Origin of the sequence: Pseudonocardia sp. WMMC193, assembly GCF_021728735.1 — a bacterium.
Taxonomy (GTDB): domain Bacteria; phylum Actinomycetota; class Actinomycetes; order Mycobacteriales; family Pseudonocardiaceae; genus Pseudonocardia; species Pseudonocardia oroxyli.
Map to the genome: position 1 here is coordinate 1,775,753 of NZ_JAKKDO010000003.1, position 20,507 is coordinate 1,796,259.

Annotated in this window: 19 protein-coding genes and 1 pseudogene; 2 read left to right on the plus strand and 18 right to left on the minus strand. The window is 74.1% G+C overall.

From position 1 onward, the window contains the following. The first annotated feature begins 52 nt into the window (after positions 1-52). Complete coding sequence (locus L3X23_RS09945) at positions 53-490, plus strand: rhodanese-like domain-containing protein (protein ID WP_093077882.1); 438 nt, start codon at positions 53-55, stop codon at positions 488-490. On the opposite strand, the gene L3X23_RS09950 is transcribed toward L3X23_RS09945, so the two are convergent. The 10 genes from L3X23_RS09950 to uvrC form a co-directional block, all read right to left on the minus strand. Further along, positions 491-1,750 (minus strand): TrpB-like pyridoxal phosphate-dependent enzyme, encoded by a 1,260-nt coding sequence (locus tag L3X23_RS09950; protein WP_237191953.1) that lies wholly within the window; start codon positions 1,748-1,750, stop codon positions 491-493. 226 nt (positions 1,751-1,976) lie between these two features. Further along, a complete protein-coding gene (locus tag L3X23_RS09955) occupies positions 1,977-2,318 on the minus strand; it encodes an RNA polymerase-binding protein RbpA (RefSeq protein ID WP_093078517.1) in 342 nt (113 codons plus the stop codon). Positions 2,319-2,371: 53 nt separating this feature from the next. After that, positions 2,372-2,608: a preprotein translocase subunit SecG gene (gene secG / locus L3X23_RS09960; protein WP_093077885.1), complete on the minus strand. Its 237-nt coding sequence runs from the start codon at positions 2,606-2,608 to the stop codon at positions 2,372-2,374. Between the two features lie 211 nt (positions 2,609-2,819). Beyond that, positions 2,820-3,605 (minus strand): triose-phosphate isomerase, encoded by a 786-nt coding sequence (gene tpiA, locus L3X23_RS09965; RefSeq protein WP_093077888.1) that lies wholly within the window; start codon positions 3,603-3,605, stop codon positions 2,820-2,822. Next, positions 3,595-4,767 (minus strand): phosphoglycerate kinase, encoded by a 1,173-nt coding sequence (pgk, locus tag L3X23_RS09970; protein ID WP_237191954.1) that lies wholly within the window; start codon positions 4,765-4,767, stop codon positions 3,595-3,597. Before pgk ends, tpiA begins: the two co-directional genes overlap by 11 nt. Then, entirely contained in the window at positions 4,764-5,780 is a 1,017-nt protein-coding gene (gap, locus tag L3X23_RS09975) for a type I glyceraldehyde-3-phosphate dehydrogenase (RefSeq protein ID WP_237191955.1), read from the minus strand. The genes pgk and gap overlap by 4 nt, the downstream gene beginning before the upstream one ends. A 77-nt stretch (positions 5,781-5,857) precedes the next feature. Next, complete coding sequence (whiA, locus tag L3X23_RS09980; protein WP_093077897.1) at positions 5,858-6,841, minus strand: DNA-binding protein WhiA; 984 nt, start codon at positions 6,839-6,841, stop codon at positions 5,858-5,860. Beyond that, positions 6,832-7,800, minus strand: a complete 969-nt coding sequence (yvcK, locus tag L3X23_RS09985) for a uridine diphosphate-N-acetylglucosamine-binding protein YvcK (protein ID WP_237191956.1) — start codon at positions 7,798-7,800, stop codon at positions 6,832-6,834. Before yvcK ends, whiA begins: the two co-directional genes overlap by 10 nt. Beyond that, positions 7,797-8,654 (minus strand): RNase adapter RapZ, encoded by an 858-nt coding sequence (gene rapZ / locus L3X23_RS09990; protein WP_093078520.1) that lies wholly within the window; start codon positions 8,652-8,654, stop codon positions 7,797-7,799. Before rapZ ends, yvcK begins: the two co-directional genes overlap by 4 nt. A gap of 7 nt (positions 8,655-8,661) precedes the next feature. Further along, a complete protein-coding gene (uvrC, locus tag L3X23_RS09995; protein ID WP_237197980.1) occupies positions 8,662-10,653 on the minus strand; it encodes an excinuclease ABC subunit UvrC in 1,992 nt (663 codons plus the stop codon). Positions 10,654-10,881: 228 nt separating this feature from the next. Between uvrC and L3X23_RS10000 the strand changes: the two genes are divergently transcribed. Then, on the plus strand, positions 10,882-11,664 hold the full coding sequence (locus tag L3X23_RS10000; protein WP_237191957.1) for a DUF2786 domain-containing protein: 783 nt from the start codon (positions 10,882-10,884) through the stop codon (positions 11,662-11,664). Between the two features lie 943 nt (positions 11,665-12,607). Here the strand turns inward: L3X23_RS10000 and L3X23_RS10005 are convergent. The 8 genes and pseudogenes from L3X23_RS10005 to L3X23_RS10040 all read right to left on the minus strand — a co-directional run. Continuing rightward, positions 12,608-13,372, minus strand: coding sequence for an HAD family hydrolase (locus L3X23_RS10005; RefSeq protein ID WP_237191958.1), 765 nt, complete (start codon positions 13,370-13,372; stop codon positions 12,608-12,610). A 174-nt stretch (positions 13,373-13,546) separates the two neighbouring features. Continuing rightward, positions 13,547-14,020, minus strand: coding sequence for a PH domain-containing protein (locus L3X23_RS10010; RefSeq protein ID WP_237197981.1), 474 nt, complete (start codon positions 14,018-14,020; stop codon positions 13,547-13,549). Between the two features lie 2 nt (positions 14,021-14,022). Then, positions 14,023-14,505 (minus strand): 6,7-dimethyl-8-ribityllumazine synthase, encoded by a 483-nt coding sequence (gene ribH, locus L3X23_RS10015; protein ID WP_093077915.1) that lies wholly within the window; start codon positions 14,503-14,505, stop codon positions 14,023-14,025. A 100-nt stretch (positions 14,506-14,605) separates the two neighbouring features. Then, on the minus strand, positions 14,606-15,910 hold the full coding sequence (locus L3X23_RS10020) for a bifunctional 3,4-dihydroxy-2-butanone-4-phosphate synthase/GTP cyclohydrolase II (protein ID WP_308116982.1): 1,305 nt from the start codon (positions 15,908-15,910) through the stop codon (positions 14,606-14,608). Positions 15,911-15,915: 5 nt separating this feature from the next. After that, a complete protein-coding gene (locus tag L3X23_RS10025) occupies positions 15,916-16,554 on the minus strand; it encodes a riboflavin synthase (protein ID WP_237191959.1) in 639 nt (212 codons plus the stop codon). A 15-nt stretch (positions 16,555-16,569) separates the two neighbouring features. After that, positions 16,570-17,565 carry a bifunctional diaminohydroxyphosphoribosylaminopyrimidine deaminase/5-amino-6-(5-phosphoribosylamino)uracil reductase RibD gene (gene ribD, locus L3X23_RS10030; protein ID WP_237191960.1) on the minus strand — a complete coding sequence of 332 codons (996 nt, stop codon included), beginning with the start codon at positions 17,563-17,565 and terminating at the stop codon, positions 16,570-16,572. Beyond that, entirely contained in the window at positions 17,555-18,226 is a 672-nt protein-coding gene (gene rpe / locus L3X23_RS10035) for a ribulose-phosphate 3-epimerase (protein ID WP_237197983.1), read from the minus strand. The genes ribD and rpe overlap by 11 nt, the downstream gene beginning before the upstream one ends. Before the next feature lie 98 nt (positions 18,227-18,324). Next, a pseudogene (locus tag L3X23_RS10040) lies at positions 18,325-19,764 on the minus strand (RsmB/NOP family class I SAM-dependent RNA methyltransferase); the annotation flags it as partial. Positions 19,765-20,507: the final 743 nt, after the last annotated feature.

Genomic DNA, 20,507 nt, shown 5'->3' on the forward strand with positions numbered 1-20,507 from the left:
CACCGTGGAATCCGTCTGTTCCTCGCGGTTCGGTGTTCGTAGCGTGCGGCACATGACGACGACCGCACCCCTCGCCGTGCCGCCTGCACCCCCCGCCGAGGCGGCGGCCTACTTCGCCGCCCGCCTCGCCTTCCACACCGACGTGGCGGACGTGCACGCGGCCCTCGCGACCGGCGCCCCCGGCTTCGTCCTGGTGGACACCCGCAGCCGGGCGGCGTGGGACCAGGGCCACGTGCCGGGCGCGGTGCACCTGCCGACGGCGGAGCTCCCGGGCGGGCTGGACCCGTCGGTTCCCGTGGTCGTCCACTGCTGGGGCCCGGGCTGCGACGGCGCCACCCGCGCCGCCCTGGCCCTGGCCCGCGCAGGCGTCCGGGTCAAGGAGATGCTCGGCGGATTCGAGTACTGGGCCCGGGAGGGCCTGCCGGTCGAGAGCGCGGCAGGCCTCCGCCTGCCGGACCCCGACCCCCTCACGGTCCCCTGCGGCTGCTGATCACCCCTGCTCGTCGGGGAGACGACCGTGGGTGAAGTCGTCGTAGGCGGACAGGTCGAGGAACCCGTGGCCGCTGTAGTTGAAGAGGATCACCTTCTCCTCGCCGGTCTCCTTGGCGGCCAGCGCCTCGTCGATCGCGGCGCGGATGCCGTGCGCGCACTCCGGCGCCGGGATCTTGCCCTCGACCTTCGCGAACTGCACCGCAGCCTCGAAGACCTTGCCCTGCGGGTAGGCCACCGCCTCCATCCGACCCGCCTTGACCAGCGCCGACACCAGCGGCGAGTCACCGTGGTAGCGCAGCCCGCCCGCGTGGATCGACGGCGGGACGAAGTCGTGGCCCAGGGTGTACATCGGCATCAGCGGGGTCAGCCCCGCGACGTCTCCGAAGTCGTAGTCGAACGTGCCCCGGGTCAGGGTCGGGCAGGAGGTCGGCTCGACGGCGAGCAGGCGCACGCCCGCGTCCGGCACGAACGGGAACGTGATCCCGCCGAGGTTGGACCCGCCGCCACACGGGGCGATGACGACGTCCGGCAGGCGCTCACCCGCGAGCTCGAGCTGCTCGCGCGCCTCCAGACCGATCACCGTCTGGTGCAACAGCACGTGGTTGAGCACCGACCCCAGCGCGTAGTGGGTGTCCGCGCGGCCCACGCAGTCCCGGACGGCGTCGGAGATCGCGGCGCCGAGCGAACCGGGGTGCCCGGGCTCGTCGACCGGTGAGGGCACCACCCGACCGCCCCAGGTCTCCATCGCGATCCGCCGGTAGGGCTTCTGCTCGTACGAGGCCCGCACCATGTAGACCTGCAGCTCCAGGTCGTACTGCGCGGCGGCGAAGGACAGGGCGGTCCCCCACTGGCCCGCGCCGGTCTCGGTGGTCAGCCGCGTGATCCCCTCGCGGGCGTTGTAGAAGGCCTGGGGCACGGCGGTGTTGGTCTTGTGGCTGCCCGACGGCGAGACGGACTCGTCCTTGAAGTAGATCCGCGCGGGCGTCCCGAGCGCCCTCTCCAGCCGTTCGGCCCTGACCAGGGGGGTGGGTCGCCACAGCCGCAGGATGTCGAGGACCTCGCCCGGGACGTCCACCCACGGGGCGGTCGACACCTCCTGGCCGATGAGCTCCATCGGGAACAGCGGGCTGAGGTCGTCGGGCCCGACCGGCTCGCGCGTGGCCGGGTGCAGGGGCGGGGCCAGGGGTTCGGGCAGGTGCGGCGCGACGTTGAACCAGGCGGTCGGGATCGACGTCGGGGGGAGACTCCAGCGGCTCATCCCGCGAACCTAACCGGAGGTGCGTACGCACCTCCAGAGGCACCGACTCGCCGCCACGGCGTCGACCACCGGCGCGTCGGAGCGCGACCGTCCACATCGGCACGCGGCACCGTCGCCCGCGGGCCCCTACCGGGGAGTGATCCATGACGACCGTCGACGCGCGCCACCACCGGCCTCGCCCGCGTGGCGGAGGACATCCGGGGCGGTTGACCCACCCCGGCCCGGGTCAGAGCTCGCGGTTCGCGCGGAGCCGGGCCAGCGCCTCGTCGAGGATGGCGGCGCCGTCCTCGTCGCTGCGGCGCTCCTTCACGTAGGCGAGGTGCGTCTTGTAGGGCTCGGTGCGCGGCGCGGCGGGCGGGGCCTGCTGCTCGCGGCCCGCCGGGAGCCCGCAGCGCGGGCAGTCCCAGAACTCCGGGATCTCGGCCTCGGCCGCGAAGGACGGACGGGTCTCGTGGCCGTTCGCGCACCAGTACGGGATGCGTTCGCGCGGCGCGGTCTCGCCCCGCTCCGACTCGCCCATCGGGCCCGCCCCGACCCGGGTTCCGCGGATCGCGTTGCCGCCGGACATCGCCATGGTGTCTCCTCGTTCGAGATCCGTGAGGGGTGCAGTCGCGCCGACTGCTAGGCCCCGACCTTCACCAGCAGGCCGGTTCCGATGATCGACACGACCCAGATCGCCGCGGTGAACAGCGTGAGCCGGTCCAGGTTCTTCTCCGCGACCGAAGAACCGGAGAGGCTGGACTGCACGCCACCGCCGAACAGGCTCGACAGGCCGCCGCCGCGACCGCGGTGCAGCAGGATCAGCAGCACCAGCAGCACGCTGGAGACGATCAGCACGATCTGAAGTGCGAGGACCATTCCACCCTCTCAAACCCACGGACGGTAGGAACGTCAAGCCTACCCGCGCCCGCGGCCGTCGTATCCGGAGGGTCGAATCCGCAGCACGCCCCGTTACCCGTCCGGTCGACGGTCGAGCCCGCCTCCCGGTTCCGAGACGGCGAACGGCGCGCTCGCTCACCAGGTGTGAGCCAACGCGCCGTTCGCCGACACGAGCGCCGGAGCCCGAGGACTACGGCAGCGGGCCGCCCGCCGCGATCGCGCTGAGCTGCGCGAACTCGTCCCCGTCGAGGCTCGCCCCGCCGACCAGCGCGCCGTCGACGTCCGCCTCGGCGACGATCTCGCCGACGTTCTTCGCCTTGACCGAGCCGCCGTAGAGGATCCGGATGCCGTCCGCCGTGGCGGAGCCGTACAGCTCGCGCACCTGCTCGCGCAGGGCGTGACAGACCTCCTGGGCGTCCGCCGGGGAGGCGACCTTCCCGGTACCGATCGCCCAGATCGGCTCGTAGGCCACGACGACCTCGGCGATCTGCTCGGGCGTGACCTTCTCCAGCGCCGCCACCAGCTGCGCGGTGGTGTGGCTGACCTGGGCGCCGGACTCCCGGACGTCCAGGCCCTCGCCGACGCACAGGATGGGCTTGAGCCCGTGCCGGAGCGCGGCGTGCACCTTGCTGTTGACGACCTGGTCGTCCTCGCCGTGGATCTCCCGGCGCTCCGAGTGCCCGACCACCACGTAGGTGCAGCCGAGCTTCGCCAGCATGGCGCCGGAGATGTCCCCGGTGTAGGCGCCGGAGTCGTACGGCGACAGGTCCTGCGCGCCGTGGACGAGCTTGAGCTTGTCCCCGTCGATCAGGGTCTGCACGCTGCGGATGTCCGTGAAGGGCGGGATCACCGCGACGTCCACGTGGTCGTAGTACTTCAGCGGCAACGCGAAGGCGATCTTCTGCACCAGCCCGATGGCCTCGAGGTGGTTCAGGTTCATCTTCCAGTTGCCCGCGATCAGGGGCCTACGACTCATCGAGCACCGCCACTCCGGGCAGGGTCTTGCCCTCCAGGTACTCCAGGGAGGCACCACCGCCGGTCGAGATGTGCGAGAACCCGTCCTCGGGCAGGCCCAGGGCCCGCACCGCGGCGGCCGAGTCCCCGCCGCCGACCACGGAGAACGCGTCCCCGTCGACGATCGCCTGGGCCACGCCCCGGGTCCCGGCGGCGAACGGCGCCAGCTCGAACACGCCCATCGGCCCGTTCCAGAACACCGTCTTCGCGCCCGCGAGCACCGCGGCGAACTCGGCGACCGACTCCGGGCCGATGTCCAGGCCCATCCAGCCGTCCTCGATCCCGTCGACCGGGACGGTCTTGGTGTTCGCGTCCGCCGCGAAGGCGTCCGCCACCACGACGTCCGTCGGCAGCACGATCTTCCCGGACTCCAGGAGCGTGCGGGACGTGTCGATCTGGTCCTTCTCGAGCAGCGACGACCCGACGCCGTAGCCCTGCGCGGCGAGGAAGGTGAAGCACATCCCGCCGCCGACGAGCAGCGAGTCGACCTTGGGCAGCAGCGCCTCGATCACGGCGAGCTTGTCCGAGACCTTCGACCCGCCCAGGACGACCGCGTACGGCCGCTCCGGCGACTCGGTCAGCGTCCGCAGCACCTCGACCTCGGACAGGACGAGCCCGCCCGCGTAGGCCGGGAGCTCCTGCGCCACGTCGTAGACCGAGGCCTGCTTGCGGTGGACCACGCCGAAGCCGTCCGACACGAACGCCTCCGCGCCGGTGAGCGCGATCAGCTCACGGGCGAACTCGGCGCGCTCGTCGTCGTTCTTCGAGGTCTCGCGGGGGTCGAACCGGATGTTCTCCAGCAGCACGACGTCTCCGTCGTGCAGGTTCGGCAGCGGCCCCTCCAGCGGCACCAGCTTCACCGGCGCGCCGAGCAGCTCACCGAGCCGCGCCGCCACCGGACCCAGCGAGAACTGCGTGTCCGACGGCGACTTCGGCCTGCCGAGGTGCGCGGTGACGACGACCTTCGCCATCGCCCCGGACAGCTCGGAGATCGTGGGCACGGACGCGCGGATGCGCCCGTCGTCCGTGATGGTCTCGCCGTCCAGGGGGACGTTGAGGTCCGAGCGCACCAGCACGGTCTGCCCGGCGACCCCCTCGTCGACGAGGTCGGAGAGTGTCTTCACAGCTTGGACGCCACCAGCGCCGTGATGTCGGCGAGCCGGTTCGAGTAGCCCCACTCGTTGTCGTACCAGCCGACGACCTTGACCTGGTTGCCGATGACCTTGGTCAGGCCCGCGTCGAAGATCGTCGAGTGCGGGTCGGTGACGATGTCGCTCGACACGATCGGGTCCTCGGTGTACTTGAGGATGCCCTTCAGCGGACCCTCGGCGGCCGCCTTGAACGCCGCGTTGACCTCCTCCGCCGTGGCCTCCTTGCGCACCTCGACCGTGAGGTCGGTGGCCGAGCCCGTGGGGATCGGCACGCGCAGGGCGTAGCCGTCCAGCTTGCCCTTGAGGTGCGGCAGGACCAGCGAGATCGCCTTCGCGGCACCGGTCGACGTCGGCACGATGTTGATCGCGGCGGCGCGCGCCCGGCGCAGGTCCTTGTGCGGGCCGTCCTGCAGGTTCTGGTCCTGCGTGTAGGCGTGGATCGTGGTCATCAGACCCTTCTCGATCCCCAGCAGGTCGTCCAGCACCTTCGCCAGCGGCGCGAGGCAGTTGGTGGTGCAGGAGGCGTTCGAGACGATGTTCTGCGACCCGTCGTAGGCCGAGTCGTTCACGCCCTTGACCACGGTGAGGTCCTCACCGGTGGCCGGCGCCGAGATGACGACCTTCTTCGCGCCCGCGTCGATGTGCTTCTGGGCGCCCTCGCGCTTGGTGAAGATGCCGGTGGACTCGACCACGACGTCCACGCCGAGGTCCTTCCACGGCAGCTCCGCCGGGTCCCGGTAGGCCAGCGCCTTGAGCGGCTTGCCGTCGACCAGGATCTCGTCGTCGCCCTTGAGCTCCACCGAGTACGGCAGGCGGCCCAGGATCGAGTCGTACTTGAGCAGGTGCGCGAGGGTCGCGTTGTCGGTGAGGTCGTTGACCGCGACGATCTCGATGTCGGTGGTGCCGGCGGCGCGCTGGGCGTCCACCGCCCGCCAGAAGTTGCGGCCGATGCGGCCGAAGCCGTTGACGCCTACCCGGACGGTCACGCGTACCTCCACTGGTCGTTGCTTTCGGACGGCCCAACCCTATAGGTCCTGGCAGGTCACTGCGTATGACCTGCGCTTCACGCCTCTTCCAGCATCTCCGGGGTGACGGCCGACTCGGTGTCCGGGATGCCCAGATCGGCGGCCCGCTTGTCCGCCATGTGCAGCAGCCTGCGGATCCGGCCCGCCACGGCGTCCTTCGTCATGGGCGGGTCGGCGAGCTGGCCGAGCTCCTCGAGCGAGGCCTGGGTGTGCTCGGCGCGCAGCCTGCCCGCGGCGAGGAGGTGGTCGGGCACGTCGTCCGCGAGGATCTCCAGGGCCCGCTGGACCCGGGCGGCCGCGGCCACCGCGGCGCGGGCCGAGCGGCGCAGGTTGGCGTCGTCGAAGTTCGCGAGCCGGTTGGCCGTGGCCCGGACCTCGCGGCGCATCCGCCGCTCCTCCCAGGCCAGCACGCACTCGTGGGCGCCCATCCGGGTCAGCAGCACGCCGATGGCGTCCCCGTCCCGGACGACGACGCGGTCCGCCCCCCGGACCTCGCGCGCCTTCGCCGTGACCCCGAGCCGCCGCGCCGAGCCGACGAGCGCCAGCGCGGCCTCCGGGCCCGGGCAGGTCACCTCCAGCGCGGAGCTGCGGCCGGGCTCGGTCAGCGAGCCGTGCGCGAGGAAGGCGCCCCGCCAGGCGGCCTCGGCGTCCTCCAGGTCCCCGGACACGACGGCGGGCGGCAGCCCGCGCACCGGACGTCCGCGCTGGTCCAGCAGGCCGGTCTGCCGGGCCAGGCCCTCGCCGTCCCGCACCACGCGCAGCACGTAGCGGTTCCCCCGGCGCAGCCCGCCCGCGGTGATCACGTGCGCCTCGACCTGGTGCCCGTAGAGGTCGTGGATGTCCTTGCGCAGCCGCCGCGCGACCGAGCCGGTGTCCACCTCCGCCTCGATCACGACCCGCCCGCCGACGATGTGCAGGCCGCCCGCGAAGCGCAGCAGGGACGCGACCTCCGCCTTCCGGCAGGACGGCTTGTTCACGGTGAGCCTCGACAGCTCGTCCTTCACCGCCGCGGTCATCGCCATGCCTGCGCCTCCCCCTCGTTCTCCACCTGCACGAACACCTCGCGCAGCGCCACCGCCAGCGCCGCGGGCTCGTGCCTGGGCACGAGCGGGTCCGCCGCCGCGACCGGTGCGAGGTGCACCCGGCCGCCCTCCTCCATCATCGCCCGTGCCGCCTGGCGCAGCCGACGGGGTACCGCTACCGCCGCCCCGTCCGCCACCACGGCGTGCAGACGGAGGTCGGGGGCATGGGCCGCCAGCACGGCCAGGTGCTGCTCGGGACTGAAGTCCGGGGTCTCCCCCGGCTCCGGGGCGAGGTTCAGCACGACGACCCGCCGCGCCGCCGTCTCCACCAGCGCGGCGTGCAGGGCCGGGACCAGCAGGTGCGGGAGCACCGAGGTGAACCACGAGCCCGGCCCGAGCACCACGACGTCCGCCGACCGGATGGCCTCGACCGCCTGGTCGCAGGCCGGGGGCTGCGCCGGGTGGAGCCACACCCGTTCCACCCGGCCCGGGGTCGACGCCACGGCGACCTGGCCGCGGATCCGGTGCAGGCCCCCCGGCTCGCCGAGCCCGCTCACCTCCGCCTCGATGTCCAGCGGCACGGTGCTCATCGGCAGCACCCGGCCGCGGACGCCGAGCAGGCCGCTCATCGCGTCCAGCGCGGCCACCGGGTCGCCGGTGGTCTCCATCAGGCCGGCCAGCATCAGGTTGCCGACGGCGTGACCCGCCAACGCCCCCGTGCCCCCGAAGCGGTGCTGCACGAGCGCCGCCCAGCGGTCGGAGTCGGCGAGGGCGGCCAGCGCCATCCGCAGGTCCCCGGGCGGCAGCAGGCCGCCCAGCTCGCGTCGGATCCGCCCGGACGAGCCGCCGTCGTCCGCCACCGTGACGACGGCCGTGACGTCGGTGACCTCCGGCAGCCGCCGCAACGCCGCCAGCGTGGCGGCCAGCCCGTGGCCGCCGCCGAGCGCGACGGCTCTCATTCGCGGCCCAGGTCGCGGTGCGTCACCGACACCGCCACCCCCTCGGCACCGGCCAGCCGCCGCGCCAGCTCCTCGGCGACGGCCACGCTGCGGTGCTTGCCGCCCGTGCACCCCACCGCGACGGTGAGATAGCGCTTGCCCTCCCGCCGGTACCCGGCGCCGACCAGCGACAACAGGCCGAGGTACTGGGTGAGGAACTCCTCGGCGCCCTCCTGGGAGAGCACGTAGTCCGACACCGCCGCGTCTCGCCCCGTCTGCTCGCGCAGCTCCGGGATCCAGTGCGGGTTGGGCAGGAACCGCATGTCGACGACGAGGTCCGCGTCGAGCGGCAGGCCGTACTTGTAGCCGAAGGACAGCAGGTTGACCCGGGTCGGCTCCGGCGCACCCGTCTCGAAGCCCTGCTCGATCCGGCTGCGCAGCTGGTGCACCGACAACGTCGAGGTGTCGACGACCAGGTCGGCGGCCTCGCGCAGCGGGCGCAGCAGCGCGCGCTCGGCGGTGATCCCGTCCGCGAGCCTGCCGTCCCCCTGCAGCGGGTGGCCGCGGCGGTTCGCCTCGAACCGGCGCACCAGCACCGCGTCCGCGGCCTCCAGGAACAGCAGCCGCGGCTTGTAGCCGCGCGCGTCCAGATCCTTGATCACGGCGGCCAGGTCGCGGGTGAAGGCCCGGCTGCGGACGTCCATGACCACCGCGATCCGGGTGACCTCACCGCTGGAGCGGGCCCCGAGGTCGACCATGGTGGCGATCAGCTCGGGCGGCAGGTTGTCCACGACGAACCAGCCGAGGTCCTCCAGGACCTTCGCCGCGGTGCTGCGCCCGGCGCCCGACAGGCCGCTGACCAGGGCGACCTCGATGCCGGCGTCACTCACCGGAACTCGCAGGCAGGGCCGCCGACGCACCCTCCGGGTGCAGCGCGGCCACCACGGCCTCGGCGGTGCGCCTGCCGAACCCGGGCAGCCCGGCGATCTCGTCGACGTCCGCGGCCTTGAGCTTCCTCATGGACCCGAAGTGCTTCAGCAGTGCCTGCCTGCGCGCGGGCCCCAGGCCCGGCACCCCGTCGAGCTCGGAGGCGACCATGCCCTTGGAACGACGCTGCCGGTGATAGGTGATGGCGAACCGGTGCGCCTCGTCCCGCGCGCGCTGCAGGAGGTACAGCGCCTCGCTGGTCCGGGACAGGATGACCGGGTCCGGGTCGGCGGGCAGCCACACCTCCTCCAGGCGCTTGGCCAGCCCGCACAACGCGACGTCGGTGATCCCCAGCTCCGCCAGCACGTCCGCCGCCGCCTCGACCTGCGGCTGCCCGCCGTCGACGACGAGCAGGTTGGGGGCGTAGGCGAACTTCTTCGGACGGCCGGTGGTCGGGTCGATCCCGGTGCGCACCTTGGCGCCGAACTCGGGCTCGGGCGCGATCTCGTCGCTCTGGGTCGGCTGGTTCTCGCTCAGGTACCGCTTGAACCGCCGCCGGACGACCTCGGCGATGGACGCGACGTCTCCCCCCTCCGCGCCGTCTCGCACCTCGAAGCGCCGGTACTCGGACTTCTTGGCCAGGCCGTCCTCGAACACGACGAGGCTGGCCACCACGTTCGTGCCCTGCACGTGGCTGACGTCGATGCACTCGATCCGCAGGGGCGCCTCGTCGAGACCCAGGGCGTCCTGCAGCTCCTGCAGGGCGGCGCTGCGGGCCGTGAGGTCGCCCGCGCGGCGCAGCTTGTGCTGGGTGAACGCCTCCTTGGCGTTCCGCTCGACGGTCTCGGCGAGCGCGCGCTTGTCCCCGCGCTGCGGGACGCGCAGGCTCACCCGGGAGCCGCGCAGCCCGGTGAGCCACTGCTGCAGGGCCTCGGCGTCCGCGGGCAGCTGCGGGACCAGGATCTCCCGCGGGATGGGGTTGTCCGGCTGGTCCGCGGCCCCCTCGGAGGAGTCGCCGTAGAACTGGGTCACGAACCGCTCGACGAGCGCGGGGGTGTCCGGCGTCTCGTCCGTCTTGTCGATCACCCAGCCGCGCTGGCCGCGGACCCGCCCGCCGCGCACGTGGAAGATCTGGACGGCGGCCTCCAGCTCGTCCTGGGCGAACGCGACGACGTCCGCGTCCGTGCCGTCCCCGAGCACCACGGCCTGGCGCTCCATGGCCCGCTTGAGCGCGCCGATGTCGTCTCGCAGGCGGGCGGCCTTCTCGAACTCCAGGTCCTCCGACGCCTGCTGCATCCGCCGCTCGAGCTCGCGGACCATGCGGTCGGTGCGGCCGGAGAGGAACTCGGCGAAGTCCTCGACGATCCCGCGGTGCTCGTCCGCGGTGACCCGCCCGACGCACGGCGCCGAGCACTTGTCGATGTACCCCAGCAGGCACGGGCGGCCGATCTGGCCGTGCCGCTTGAAGACCCCGGCGCTGCAGGTCCGGGCCGGGAACACGCGCAGCAGCAGGTCGAGGGTCTCGCGGATCGCCCAGGCGTGGGCGTACGGGCCGAAGTACCGGACGCCCTTGCGGCGCGGGCCGCGGTAGACGTGCAGCCGCGGGAACTCCTCGTTCATCGTCACCGCGAGCACCGGGTAGGTCTTGTCGTCCCGGTACCGGACGTTGAACCGCGGGTCGTACTCCTTGATCCAGTTGTACTCGAGCTGGAGCGCCTCGACCTCGGTGCCGACGACCGTCCACTGCACGTGGGCGGCGGTGGTGACCATCTGGCGGGTGCGGGGGTGCAGGCCCGCGATGTCGGCGAAGTAGGAGTTCAGCCGCTGCCGCAGGTTCTTGGCCTTGCCGACGTAGATGACCCGGCCCTGCGGGTCGGAGAAGCGGTACACGCCGGGGGCCTCGGGGATCGTCCCCGGGGCCGGGCGGTAGGTGGCGGGGTCCGGCATGGCGTCCCCCAGAGTAGAACCGGGCACCGACGGTCCGTGGCGCGGAGTGCCTGCGAGGCGGGGACGGCGAGGGTGTATCCGGGGCCGGTGGTCGCTGTGGGTGCCGGTCTCGTTACCGTGCGGATGCTGTGGAGGGAGGGCTGCGGTGGGTGGTCGTGGATGCGGGTCCGTCGGAGGCTGTCGGTGCGGTGCGGTAGACCCTCGAACACCTGATCGAAGGAGCCCCTCATGACCGCCACCTCTCCCGGCACCTCTCCCGGCACCTCTCCCGGCACCTCACCCGGCACCGAGGCCCGCACCGATCGCCTGGAGCGGGTCCGCAAGCTGTTGGCCAAGGCCGAGCGGGCGGGCACGCCGGAGGAGGCCGAGACCTACAACGCCAAGGCCGTCGAGCTCATGGCGCGGCACGGGATCGACGAGGCGCTGCTGTCCGCGAGCCTGGGCGCGGGCGACCCGCGGCGGGACGCGATCGGCGTGCTGCGGGTCGCGATGGAGGACCCGTACTCCGGCGGCAAGGCCCGGTTGCTCGGTTGGATCGCCGCGGCGCTGCGCTGCCGGTGGATCATGCACGGGGCGGTCGGGGGCAAGGTGGCGGCGGTGACCGTGTTCGGGTTCGCCTCGGACCGCGAACGGGTCGAGCTGCTCTACACCTCGCTGCTGCTGCAGGCCACGGGCCAGCTCGTCCGGCTGCGACCACCGGATCCCTGGGAGTCCGTGGCCGCCTACCGGCGGTCCTGGCTGCAGGGCTTCGCCGCGCAGGTGCACCAGCGGCTGCTGCTCGCCGAGACCGAGGCGGTGCAGACCACGCCCGGCGGGGGCGCCGAGCTGGTCCTCGCCGACCGTGGCACCCAGGTGGACCGGGCGTACGCGCAGGCCTTCCCCACCCTGGGCCGGGCCCGGCGCCCGAGCCTGTCCGGCAGCGGTTTCACCCACGGCGCCGCGGCGGGTGCCCGCGCCGACCTCGGCGGCCCGGCCGTCGACACCCACTCGCGCCCACAACTCGGCGCCTGACCCGCGAGCGGAACAGGAGCGCACCCGCGAGAGCGCTCGGGTGACGCTCGTCGGACACGGATGGCGCGAGCGACACAGGAGCGCACCCGCGCGAACGCTCCCGTGACACCCGCCGAGTGAGACCGGAGCACCCACGCGAACGCTCCCGCCACGCCCGCCGGACACGCATCACGCGAGCGACACAGGAGCGCACCCGCGCGAACGCTCCCGTGACACCCGCCGAATGGCACCGGAGCACACCCCGCGAAGCGCTCGCGAGACACCCACCCCGACACCCACCGCGAGTGGGACAGGAGCGTTCCCGCGACCACGCTCCCGTGACACCCGCCGAGTGGGACCGGAGCGCACCACGCAGAGCGCTCCCGTCACGCCCGCCGGACACGGATGGTGCGAGAGGGACGGGAGCGTTCCCGCGGCAGCGCTCCCGTCACACTCTCGCCGGACACCAAAGGCGCGAGCGTGACGGGAGCGCACCCGCGCGGACGCTCCTGTCGCGCCCGTCGAGCGGGACCGGAGCGCACCCCGCGAAGCACTCGCGTCACGCCCACCCGCTCCCCCGCGAGCGCGACAGGAGCATTGCCGCGCGAGCGCTCCCGTCGTAACGCATCACGCGAGCGACACAGGACCGCACCCGCGCGAACGCTCCCGTGACACCCGCCGAGTGAGACCGGAGCACACCCCGCAGAGCACTCGTGTCACACCCACCCGACAGCCACGGCGAGTGGGACAGGAGCGCACCCGCGACCACACTCCCGTGACACTCGACGGACACCCAAGGCGCGAGGGACACCGGAGCGTTCACGCGCGAGCGCTCGCGTCACGCTCGACGGGCGCGACAGGAACGCACCCGCGCGAGCGCTCCCGTCACGCTCGCCGGACACGGATGGTGCGAGAGGGACGGGAGCGTGCCCGCGGCAGCGCTCCCGTGACGCTCGGCGGGCGGTCAGGCTGGGAGGGCGAGGAGTCGGGCGGCCGCGTCGGGCAGGGTGGTGGCGGTGACGTGGGGCGGTGTCACGGTGCTGGGCAGTTGCTCCCCCTCGCGTAGCACCAGGGCGCCGACCAGCCCGGCCTTCTGCGCGCCGTGCACGAGGAAGGGCTGGGTGGACACGAAGGCCGTGGTGGCGGGATCGATGCGGGCGGCGGCGCAGGCCAGGTGGAACGCGTCGGGGTGCGGGGGCACGGCGGCGAGGTCGTCGGTGGCCACGGTGCCGCGCAGGAAGGAACGCAGACCGGTCGCGTCCAGGGCGCCCGCGACCGACTCCCCCGCACCGTGCGCGAGGGCCCACGCCGGCACGCGGGACCGCGCGAGCGCGACGAGGGCGGGCTCGGCGTCGGGGTGCGGGGGCAGCGTGTGCAGGCCGGCGAGGACGTGCGCGGCGGCGTCGTCGGACAGGGTCGGGCCCCCGACCGCGTGCAGCGCGTCCCGCAGGACGTCGGCGAAGGCCGAGCGGGTCCCCGTGAGCGCGAGCGCGGTGCCGTCGCGGGCGGCGCGAGCGAGCACGATGTCGAGCTCGTGCTCGGCCCGCCCGACCTCCCGGAAGCGCCGGCGCAGGGCCTCGACCCGCAGCAGCGTGCCGTGCACCTCGACGAGCACCGCCCGTGGCCGCCGGACGCGCTCCGTCTCCGGTGGGGACGCGGGCGTCCTCCCGGTGGAACGACCGCCCCGCCGGACGTGTCGGGTGTCCGTTCCGCCCAGCCCGATGCTCATCCCGCCGCCTCACCCCCGGGCGCCGTTGCCCGAGTCGGTCGATCAGCTCTCCGCACGCGCATGGTCACGCTGCGTTCGATCTCCGCGCCAGAGGAGTGTGGGGGCGGCCGACCGGGCGGGCCGGGACGCGGGCGGACTGGGAGCCCAGCGGTCAGGCCGGGTCGCCCAAAGGGGTCAGCGGTGGGCGGCGGCGTGCAGCGCCCGCACCTTCCGGATCGCGTCGACCGCGTGCTGCCGGTCCACCGCCTGGATCGCCAACACGGGCAGGTACTCGTAGTCCGGCAGGTCCAGCCGGGCCCAGGGGGCGCCGTCCGGGAACCCGACCCGCTCGACCACCGACCAGGGCAGGGTCTTCGCGAGCCCGACGTTGCGGACCTCGATGCCACGCTCGTCCGCCCGGACCCGCGGCCGCGCGAACAGCAGACACCCGGCCGCGACGAAGAGCCCGAACAGGACCATCGCCACCTGGTCGGCGAGCCGGAAGAACACGCCCGTCGCCGTGTTCCGCAGGATCACGGCGATCACCACGAAGACGACGATCGTCACCACCGCGGAGACCCAGCCCAGCCAGGACGCCAGCCGCGGCCGGATCGTCACCGCCCCCGGCCCGCGTCCGATCGGGGCCTCCACCCGCGCCGTCTCGTTCATGGTCACCCGAGCTCCCGGAGCTCGGCGAGCACGATCGCGGTGCGCAGCGCCGCCTCGGTGGCCTCGGCGCCCTTGTCCTCGGCGCTGCCGGGGGCCCCGCTGCGGTCCACGGCCTGCTCGAGGGTGTTCGTGGTGAGCACGCCGTTGCCGACCGGGGTGCTCTCGTCGAGCGAGACGCGGGTCAGGCCCGCGGTGACCGAGTCGCAGACGTACTCGAAGTGCGGGGTGCCCCCGCGCACGACCACGCCGAGGGCCACCACCGCGTCGTGCGTGCGGGCGAGCTCCTGGGCGATCACGGGGAGCTCGATGGTGCCCGGGACCCGGACCACGGTGGGTACCGCCCCGGCCTTCTCGACCGTCTCCAGCGCCCGCGCGAGCAGCTGGTCCACGATCTCCGCGTGCCAGGTCGCGGCCACCACACCCACGCGGAGCCCGGCCGCGCCCGACAGATCGCCCGCGTCCACGGGCCGTCCTTCACCGCTCACGGTCCCATCCTCCCACCCGTCCGAACCCACGGTGCACGAGCGGCCCGTTCAGGACGTCGGACGTCCCGGACGGGCCGCGGGTGCACGGAGCGGTCGGGCCTCAGCCCTGTGCGTCGGTGAGGTTGCCGGGGCCCGCGCTCTCGCCGAGACCGGGGAGGTCGTGACCCATCCGGTCCCGCTTCGTGCGCAGGTAGCGCAGGTTCTCCGGGTTCGGGCGGATCGGCATCGCGATGCGCTCGAGGATGCGCAGGCCGTAACCCTCCAGCCCGGCGCGCTTCTCCGGGTTGTTGGTGAGCAGCCGCATGGACTTCACGCCCAGGTCGGAGAGGATCTGCGCGCCGATGCCGTAGTCCCGGGCGTCGGCGGGCAGACCCATCGCGAGGTTGGCGTCGACGGTGTCCGCGCCCGCCTCCTGCAGCTGGTAGGCCTGCAGCTTGTGCAGCAGGCCGATCCCCCGGCCCTCGTGTCCGCGCATGTAGAGCACCACGCCGCGGCCCTCGTCCGCGACGGCCGCCAAGGCGGCGTTGAGCTGGGGACCGCAGTCACAGCGCATCGAGCCCATGACGTCTCCGGTGAGGCACTCGGAGTGCACCCGGACCAGGACGTCCTCGCCGGACCCCTCCGGGGTGCCGACGTCCCCCTTCACCATGGCGATGTGCTCGATGCCGTCGAGCAGGGAGTCGTAGCCGAACGCCACGAACTCGCCGTGCTCGGTGGGGATGCGGGCCTGCGCGATCCGCTGGACGTGCTTCTCGAAGCGCCGCCGGTAGGCGATCAGGTCGGCGATGGTGATCAGGGTGAGCTCGTGGTCGTCCGCGAAGACCTGCAGCTCGTCGCCGCGGGCCATCTCGCCATCGTCCTTCTGGGAGACGATCTCGCACAGCGCGCCGGCCGGGGCGAGCCCCGCCATCCGGGTCAGGTCGACGGCGGCCTCGGTGTGCCCGGGGCGGCGCAGCACGCCGCCCTCGCGGGCCCGCAGCGGCAGCACGTGGCCGGGCCGCACCAGGTCCGACGGCTGGGTCGTGGCGGCCGCGAGCAGCCGGATCGTGTGGGCGCGGTCCGCCGCGGAGATCCCGGTGGAGATGCCCTCCTTCGCGTCCACCGTCACCGTGAAGGCGGTGCGGTAGGCGTCCGCGTTGGAGTGGTGCATCGGCGGCAGGTCGAGCCGGTCGCACTCGGAGTCGGTGAGGGCGACGCACACGTACCCCGAGGTGTAGCGGACGACGAACGAGACCAGCTCCGGCGTCGCCTTCTCGGCGGCGAAGATCAGGTCGCCCTCGTTCTCGCGGTCCTCGTCGTCCATCACCACGACGGCCTTGCCCTCGGCGAGGTCGCGCAGCGCCCGCTCGATCCTCTCGAAGCCGCCCGAGAGCCCCGCGGCCTGCGCCGCGCCCTGGTGAGCGATCTCGGTCACTCCGCACCGTCCTTCGGTGTCGTCGATGTGGCAGCGCCGCCGACGTAACCGGCGGTCATCTTCTCCACGTACTTCGCGAGCACGTCCACCTCGAGGTTGACGGGATCGCCGGGCTTGCGCAGGCCGAGGGTCGTGTCGGCGAGCGTCGTCGGGATGAGGGCCACGGTGAACGTGTCGCCGTCGGTGGCGGCCACGGTCAGCGACACCCCGTCGACCGTGATCGAGCCCTTCTCCACCACGTACTTCGCGAGCTCGGCCGGGAGGCTGAAGCGCACCTCGTCCGACCGCTCGCCGGGGGTGCGGGTCAGCAGCGTGCCGACGCCGTCGACGTGGCCCTGCACGATGTGCCCGCCGAAGCGGCCGTTCGCCGCCAGGGCGCGCTCGAGGTTGACCTTCGCGCCCGCGACGGCCCCGCTGAGCGAGGTCCGCTTGAGGGTCTCGGGGACGAGCTCGAGGCGGAAGGTGTCCCCGCCGTCCGGCGCCACGGCCGTGAGACAGCAGCCGTTCACCGCGATCGAGTCGCCGTGACCCGCGTCGGAGGAGACCAGCGGCCCCCGCACGGTCAGCACGACCACCTCGCCGGAGGACGCGACGTCGACGATCTCGCCGACCTCCTCCACGATCCCCGTGAACATCCCCTGTCCCTTCCGTCAGGCCGGTCGAGCGTCGACCAGCACGTCCGCGCCCACGACGCGCACCGTGTCCACCTGCAACCGAGCGATGTCGCCGATCGTTCCCACCCCCGCGTCCCCCAGCGCGGCCGGGCCGGCACCGAGGAGCGCGGGCGCGAGGTACGCCAGCACCCGGTCGACCCGCCCGGCCTGCACGAACGCGCCCGCGAGCCGGGGGCCGCCCTCCAGCAGGACGTCCACGACACCACGGTCGGCGAGCGCCTTCAGCACGTCGTCGGGTGACTGTGTCCGCAGGTGTAGCACGTCCGGCGCGTCCAGTCGGGATCCCGGACGGAGGTCACTGTGGCCCACCACGACCCGCAGCGGCTGGCGCTCGCGGTCCGTGCCGTCCGGGTACCGGGCGGTGAGGGCCGGATCGTCCGCCCGCGCCGTCCCGGTGCCGACGACCACGGCGTCGACGTGCGAGCGGAACTCGTGGACCTCGGCGCGGGCCTCGGGGCCGGTGATCCAGCGGCTGGTGCCGTCCGCGGCGGCGCTGCGGCCGTCGAGCGTCGCGGCGAACTTCCACGTGACGTGCGGGCGCCCGGTGCGGACGCTGTGCAGCCAGGCCCGCAGCGGCCCGCCCGCCACGTCGAGCGCGCTGTGGGTCACCGCGATGCCCGCCCGGGCCAGCACCCTGGCGCCCCCCGCGGCGACGGGGTTCGGGTCCGCGACACCGACGTGCACGGCCGCGACGCCGGCCGCGACCAGGGCGTCGGTGCACGGCGGGGTCCGGCCGTGGTGCGCGCAGGGTTCCAGCGTGACGACGGCGGTGCCGCCGCGCGCCCGGTCCCCCGCCGCGCGCAGCGCGAGGACCTCGGCGTGCGGCCCGCCGGGCGGCTGGGTGGCGCCGACCCCCACGACCTCGCCCGCCGCGTCCAGCACGACGGCGCCGACCGGCGGGTTCGGGCTGGTGCGACCGTGCACCGCGACGGAGGCCGCGAGGGCCTCCCGCATGGCGTCCTCAGGCGTCATGGGCCCACCGGGGATGCGCGCCGGCGGCCTTCTCCCGCAGTGCGGCGACGGCCAGGGCGGGGTCCTCGGCGCCGTACACCGCGGAGCCCGCGACGAAGCAGTCCACGCCGGCCTCGGCCGCCGCCTCGATCGTCGAGTCCGCGATCCCGCCGTCGATCTCGATCATGAGGGTGAGGTGGCCGGTGTCGACGAGCCTGCGCGCCTCGCGCACCTTGTCCAGCACCTCGGGCATGAAGCTCTGCCCGCCGAACCCGGGCTCCACGCTCATCACGAGCAGCGTGTCGTAGTGCTTGAGCACCTCGACGTACGGGTCCAGCGGCGTACCGGGCTTGAGCGACAACCCGGCCTTCGCCCCGGCGGCCCGCAGGTCCTTCGCCACCATCACCGGGTCGTGGGCGGCCTCGACGTGCACCGTGACGTTGTGCGCCCCCGCCTCGGCGTACCCGGGCGCCCACCGGTCCGGGTCGTCGATCATCAGGTGGCAGTCCAGCGGGGTGTCGGTCGCCTTCAGCAGCGACTCGACGACCGGCAGGCCCAGCGTCAGGTTCGGCACGAAGTGCGCGTCCATGACGTCCACGTGCAGCCAGTCCGCGCCCGCCACCCGCTCGGCCTCCTGCGCGAGCCGCGCGAAGTCGGCCGCGAGGATGCTGGGCGCGATCAGGGGCGTGGAAGCGGTCAGGGGACGCACCCCCGCAGGCTACGCGCCGCACCCCGCCGAGCTGCACCGACCGGCGGTGGAGATGCAGGTCACAGAGCTGCTCAGGCGGTGCGGCGGAGCAGGGTCAGGAACATCGCGTCGGTGCCGTGGCGATGCGGCCAGAGCTGGACGTGCGGCCCGTCGCCGAGGTCCGGGACGCCCGGCAGGAACTCCCGCGCGTCCACGTACTCGACGGCCACCTCGAGGTCCTTGCGGCGCACGATCCCGCCGACCACACCGACCGTCTCGGACAGGTGCGGCGAGCAGGTGACGTAGGCCACCACCCCGCCCACCCGAACGTGGCGGAACGCGGCGAGCAACAGCTCGCGCTGCAGCTTGGTCAGGTTCGCGACGTCCTCGGGCTTGCGCCGCCACCGGGACTCCGGCCTGCGCCGCAGGGCGCCCAGCCCGGTGCACGGGGCGTCCACGAGGACCCGGTCGTAGACGCCCGCCTCGAGCGGGGCGTCCCGGCCGTCCGCGGTGTGCACGGTGACCGGCAGCCCGTCGACGGCCCGGCGGACCAGGTCGGCGCGGTGCTCGGCCGGTTCGACGGCGTCGACCCGGCCACCCGCCATCGCCGCGATCCCGCCGAGCAGCGCGGCCTTGCCGCCGGGGCCCGCGCACAGGTCGAGCCAGCGCCCGGAGTCGCCGTCGACCGGGACCCGGGTCAGCGCCAGCGCCACGAGCTGGCTGCCCTCGTCCTGCACCGCGGCCACGCCCTCGCGGATCACGTCGAGCTCGCCGATGTCCCCCGAGCCGGGCTCCAGGTGCACCCCGTACGGCGAGTAGGGGGCCTCGGTGCCGCCGGTGACGAGCGCGAGCTCCTCGGCGCTGATCTCGCCGGGCTTGGCGAGCAGGTGGACGGCGGGGCGGGCGTCGTCGGCCGCCAGCGCGGCATCGAGCTCGGCGCGCGAGCCGAGGGCGTCGACGAAGGCCTGCGCGATCCACTTCGGGTGGGCGTGCAGGAACGCGGCGCGCCCGACCGGGTCCTCCTCCGCGCTGGGCGCGAGCTCGGCGAGCCACTCCTCGGCGCCCTTCTCGCGCGCGGTCTCGGCGACCTTGCGCAGGATGGCGTTCACGAAGCCCGACGACCGGGACCCCTCCGTCTCCCGCACCAGGTCCACCGCGGTGGCGACGGCGGCGTGCTCGGGCACCCGCATGCGCAGGATCTGGTAGGCGCCCAGGCGCATCGCGTCGACCAGCTGGCGCTCCACCCGGTGCAGCGGGCGGTCCGCGCAGGCCTCGATCACGGCGTCCATCTGGCCCGCGGCGCGCAGTGTGCCGTAGCCCAGCTCGGTCGCCAGGGCGGCGTCGCGGTCCTTCAGGCCGTAGCGGCGCAGGATGCTGGGGAAGACGAGGTTGGCGTAGGCGTCCCGCTCGCGCACCGCGGTAAGCAGCTCGAACGCGGCCGCGCGGGCCGGGTCGCTCGACGGCGGCGTGCTCGGCCCCTGCCTGCGGCGCGGCGGCCCGGCGTTGCGCGGGCCCGCGGTGCGGTCGCGGCGCCCACCGCGCTCGTCACGGTCGTCGCGGCCGTAGCCGCCGCGCCGGTCGCCGGAGCCGGCCCGCGGGCGGTCGTCGCGGCGGTCGGGGCTGCGCTGGTCGCGGTCACGGTCGCGGGAGGCGCCGCGGGGGCGGTCGTCACGGGGCCGGTCGTCACGGCGATCCGGGCGGGGGCGGTCGTCGCGGCGGTCGTCACGGTCGCGGTAGCCCCCGCGGGGGCGGTCGTCCCGCGCGCCGCGGTGGCCGCCGTCCCCCGACGGGCGGCGGTCGGGTCCGCCACGGTCGTCTCGGGGCCCGCGGTGGCCGGCCCGCTCGTCTCGCGGGCCGCGGGAGCCGCCGTCCCGACCTCCCCGGTCGTCCCGCCCGGCCCGCTCACCCCGGTAGCCGCCGCGATCACCGCCGGCACCGCCGCGGTCCCGGTCGCCTCCGGAGCCGCCGCCTCTCGGGCCGCGGTCCCCGCCGCCCCGGTCGTCGCGGGAGCCGCCCCGGTCGTCGCGCGAGTCCCGGCTCGGCCGCCCGCCTCGGCGGTCGTCCGACCAGCCGGAGCCCCGGCGCTCCCCCGCACCCCGGGGACGGTCGGACCGGCCCCGATCGTCGCGGTCGTCCCGCTCCGGTCGTCCGCCGTCGGCCTCGCTCACACGTACTCCTCGTCGTCTCGCTCGCGGACGGCACACCGGTGCCGCCGTCCTCCATCGTCCCAGGTCCGCCCGCCCCCACCCGCGCCGGTCGCCCGGGAGCCCGACGT

Excerpts from the sequence above, each read along its gene's own strand:
- L3X23_RS09945 (WP_093077882.1), top strand. The coding sequence starts at position 53 with ATGACGACGACCGCACCCCTCGCCGTGCCGCCTGCACCCCCCGCCGAG.
- L3X23_RS09950 (WP_237191953.1), bottom strand. The coding sequence starts at position 1,750 with ATGAGCCGCTGGAGTCTCCCCCCGACGTCGATCCCGACCGCCTGGTTC.
- L3X23_RS09955 (WP_093078517.1), bottom strand. The coding sequence starts at position 2,318 with ATGTCCGGCGGCAACGCGATCCGCGGAACCCGGGTCGGGGCGGGCCCG.
- secG (WP_093077885.1), bottom strand. The coding sequence starts at position 2,608 with ATGGTCCTCGCACTTCAGATCGTGCTGATCGTCTCCAGCGTGCTGCTG.
- tpiA (WP_093077888.1), bottom strand. The coding sequence starts at position 3,605 with ATGAGTCGTAGGCCCCTGATCGCGGGCAACTGGAAGATGAACCTGAAC.
- whiA (WP_093077897.1), bottom strand. The coding sequence starts at position 6,841 with ATGGCGATGACCGCGGCGGTGAAGGACGAGCTGTCGAGGCTCACCGTG.
- yvcK (WP_237191956.1), bottom strand. The coding sequence starts at position 7,800 with ATGAGAGCCGTCGCGCTCGGCGGCGGCCACGGGCTGGCCGCCACGCTG.
- uvrC (WP_237197980.1), bottom strand. The coding sequence starts at position 10,653 with ATGCCGGACCCCGCCACCTACCGCCCGGCCCCGGGGACGATCCCCGAG.
- L3X23_RS10000 (WP_237191957.1), top strand. The coding sequence starts at position 10,882 with ATGACCGCCACCTCTCCCGGCACCTCTCCCGGCACCTCTCCCGGCACC.
- L3X23_RS10005 (WP_237191958.1), bottom strand. The coding sequence starts at position 13,372 with ATGAGCATCGGGCTGGGCGGAACGGACACCCGACACGTCCGGCGGGGC.
- L3X23_RS10010 (WP_237197981.1), bottom strand. The coding sequence starts at position 14,020 with ATGAACGAGACGGCGCGGGTGGAGGCCCCGATCGGACGCGGGCCGGGG.
- L3X23_RS10025 (WP_237191959.1), bottom strand. The coding sequence starts at position 16,554 with ATGTTCACGGGGATCGTGGAGGAGGTCGGCGAGATCGTCGACGTCGCG.
- ribD (WP_237191960.1), bottom strand. The coding sequence starts at position 17,565 with ATGACGCCTGAGGACGCCATGCGGGAGGCCCTCGCGGCCTCCGTCGCG.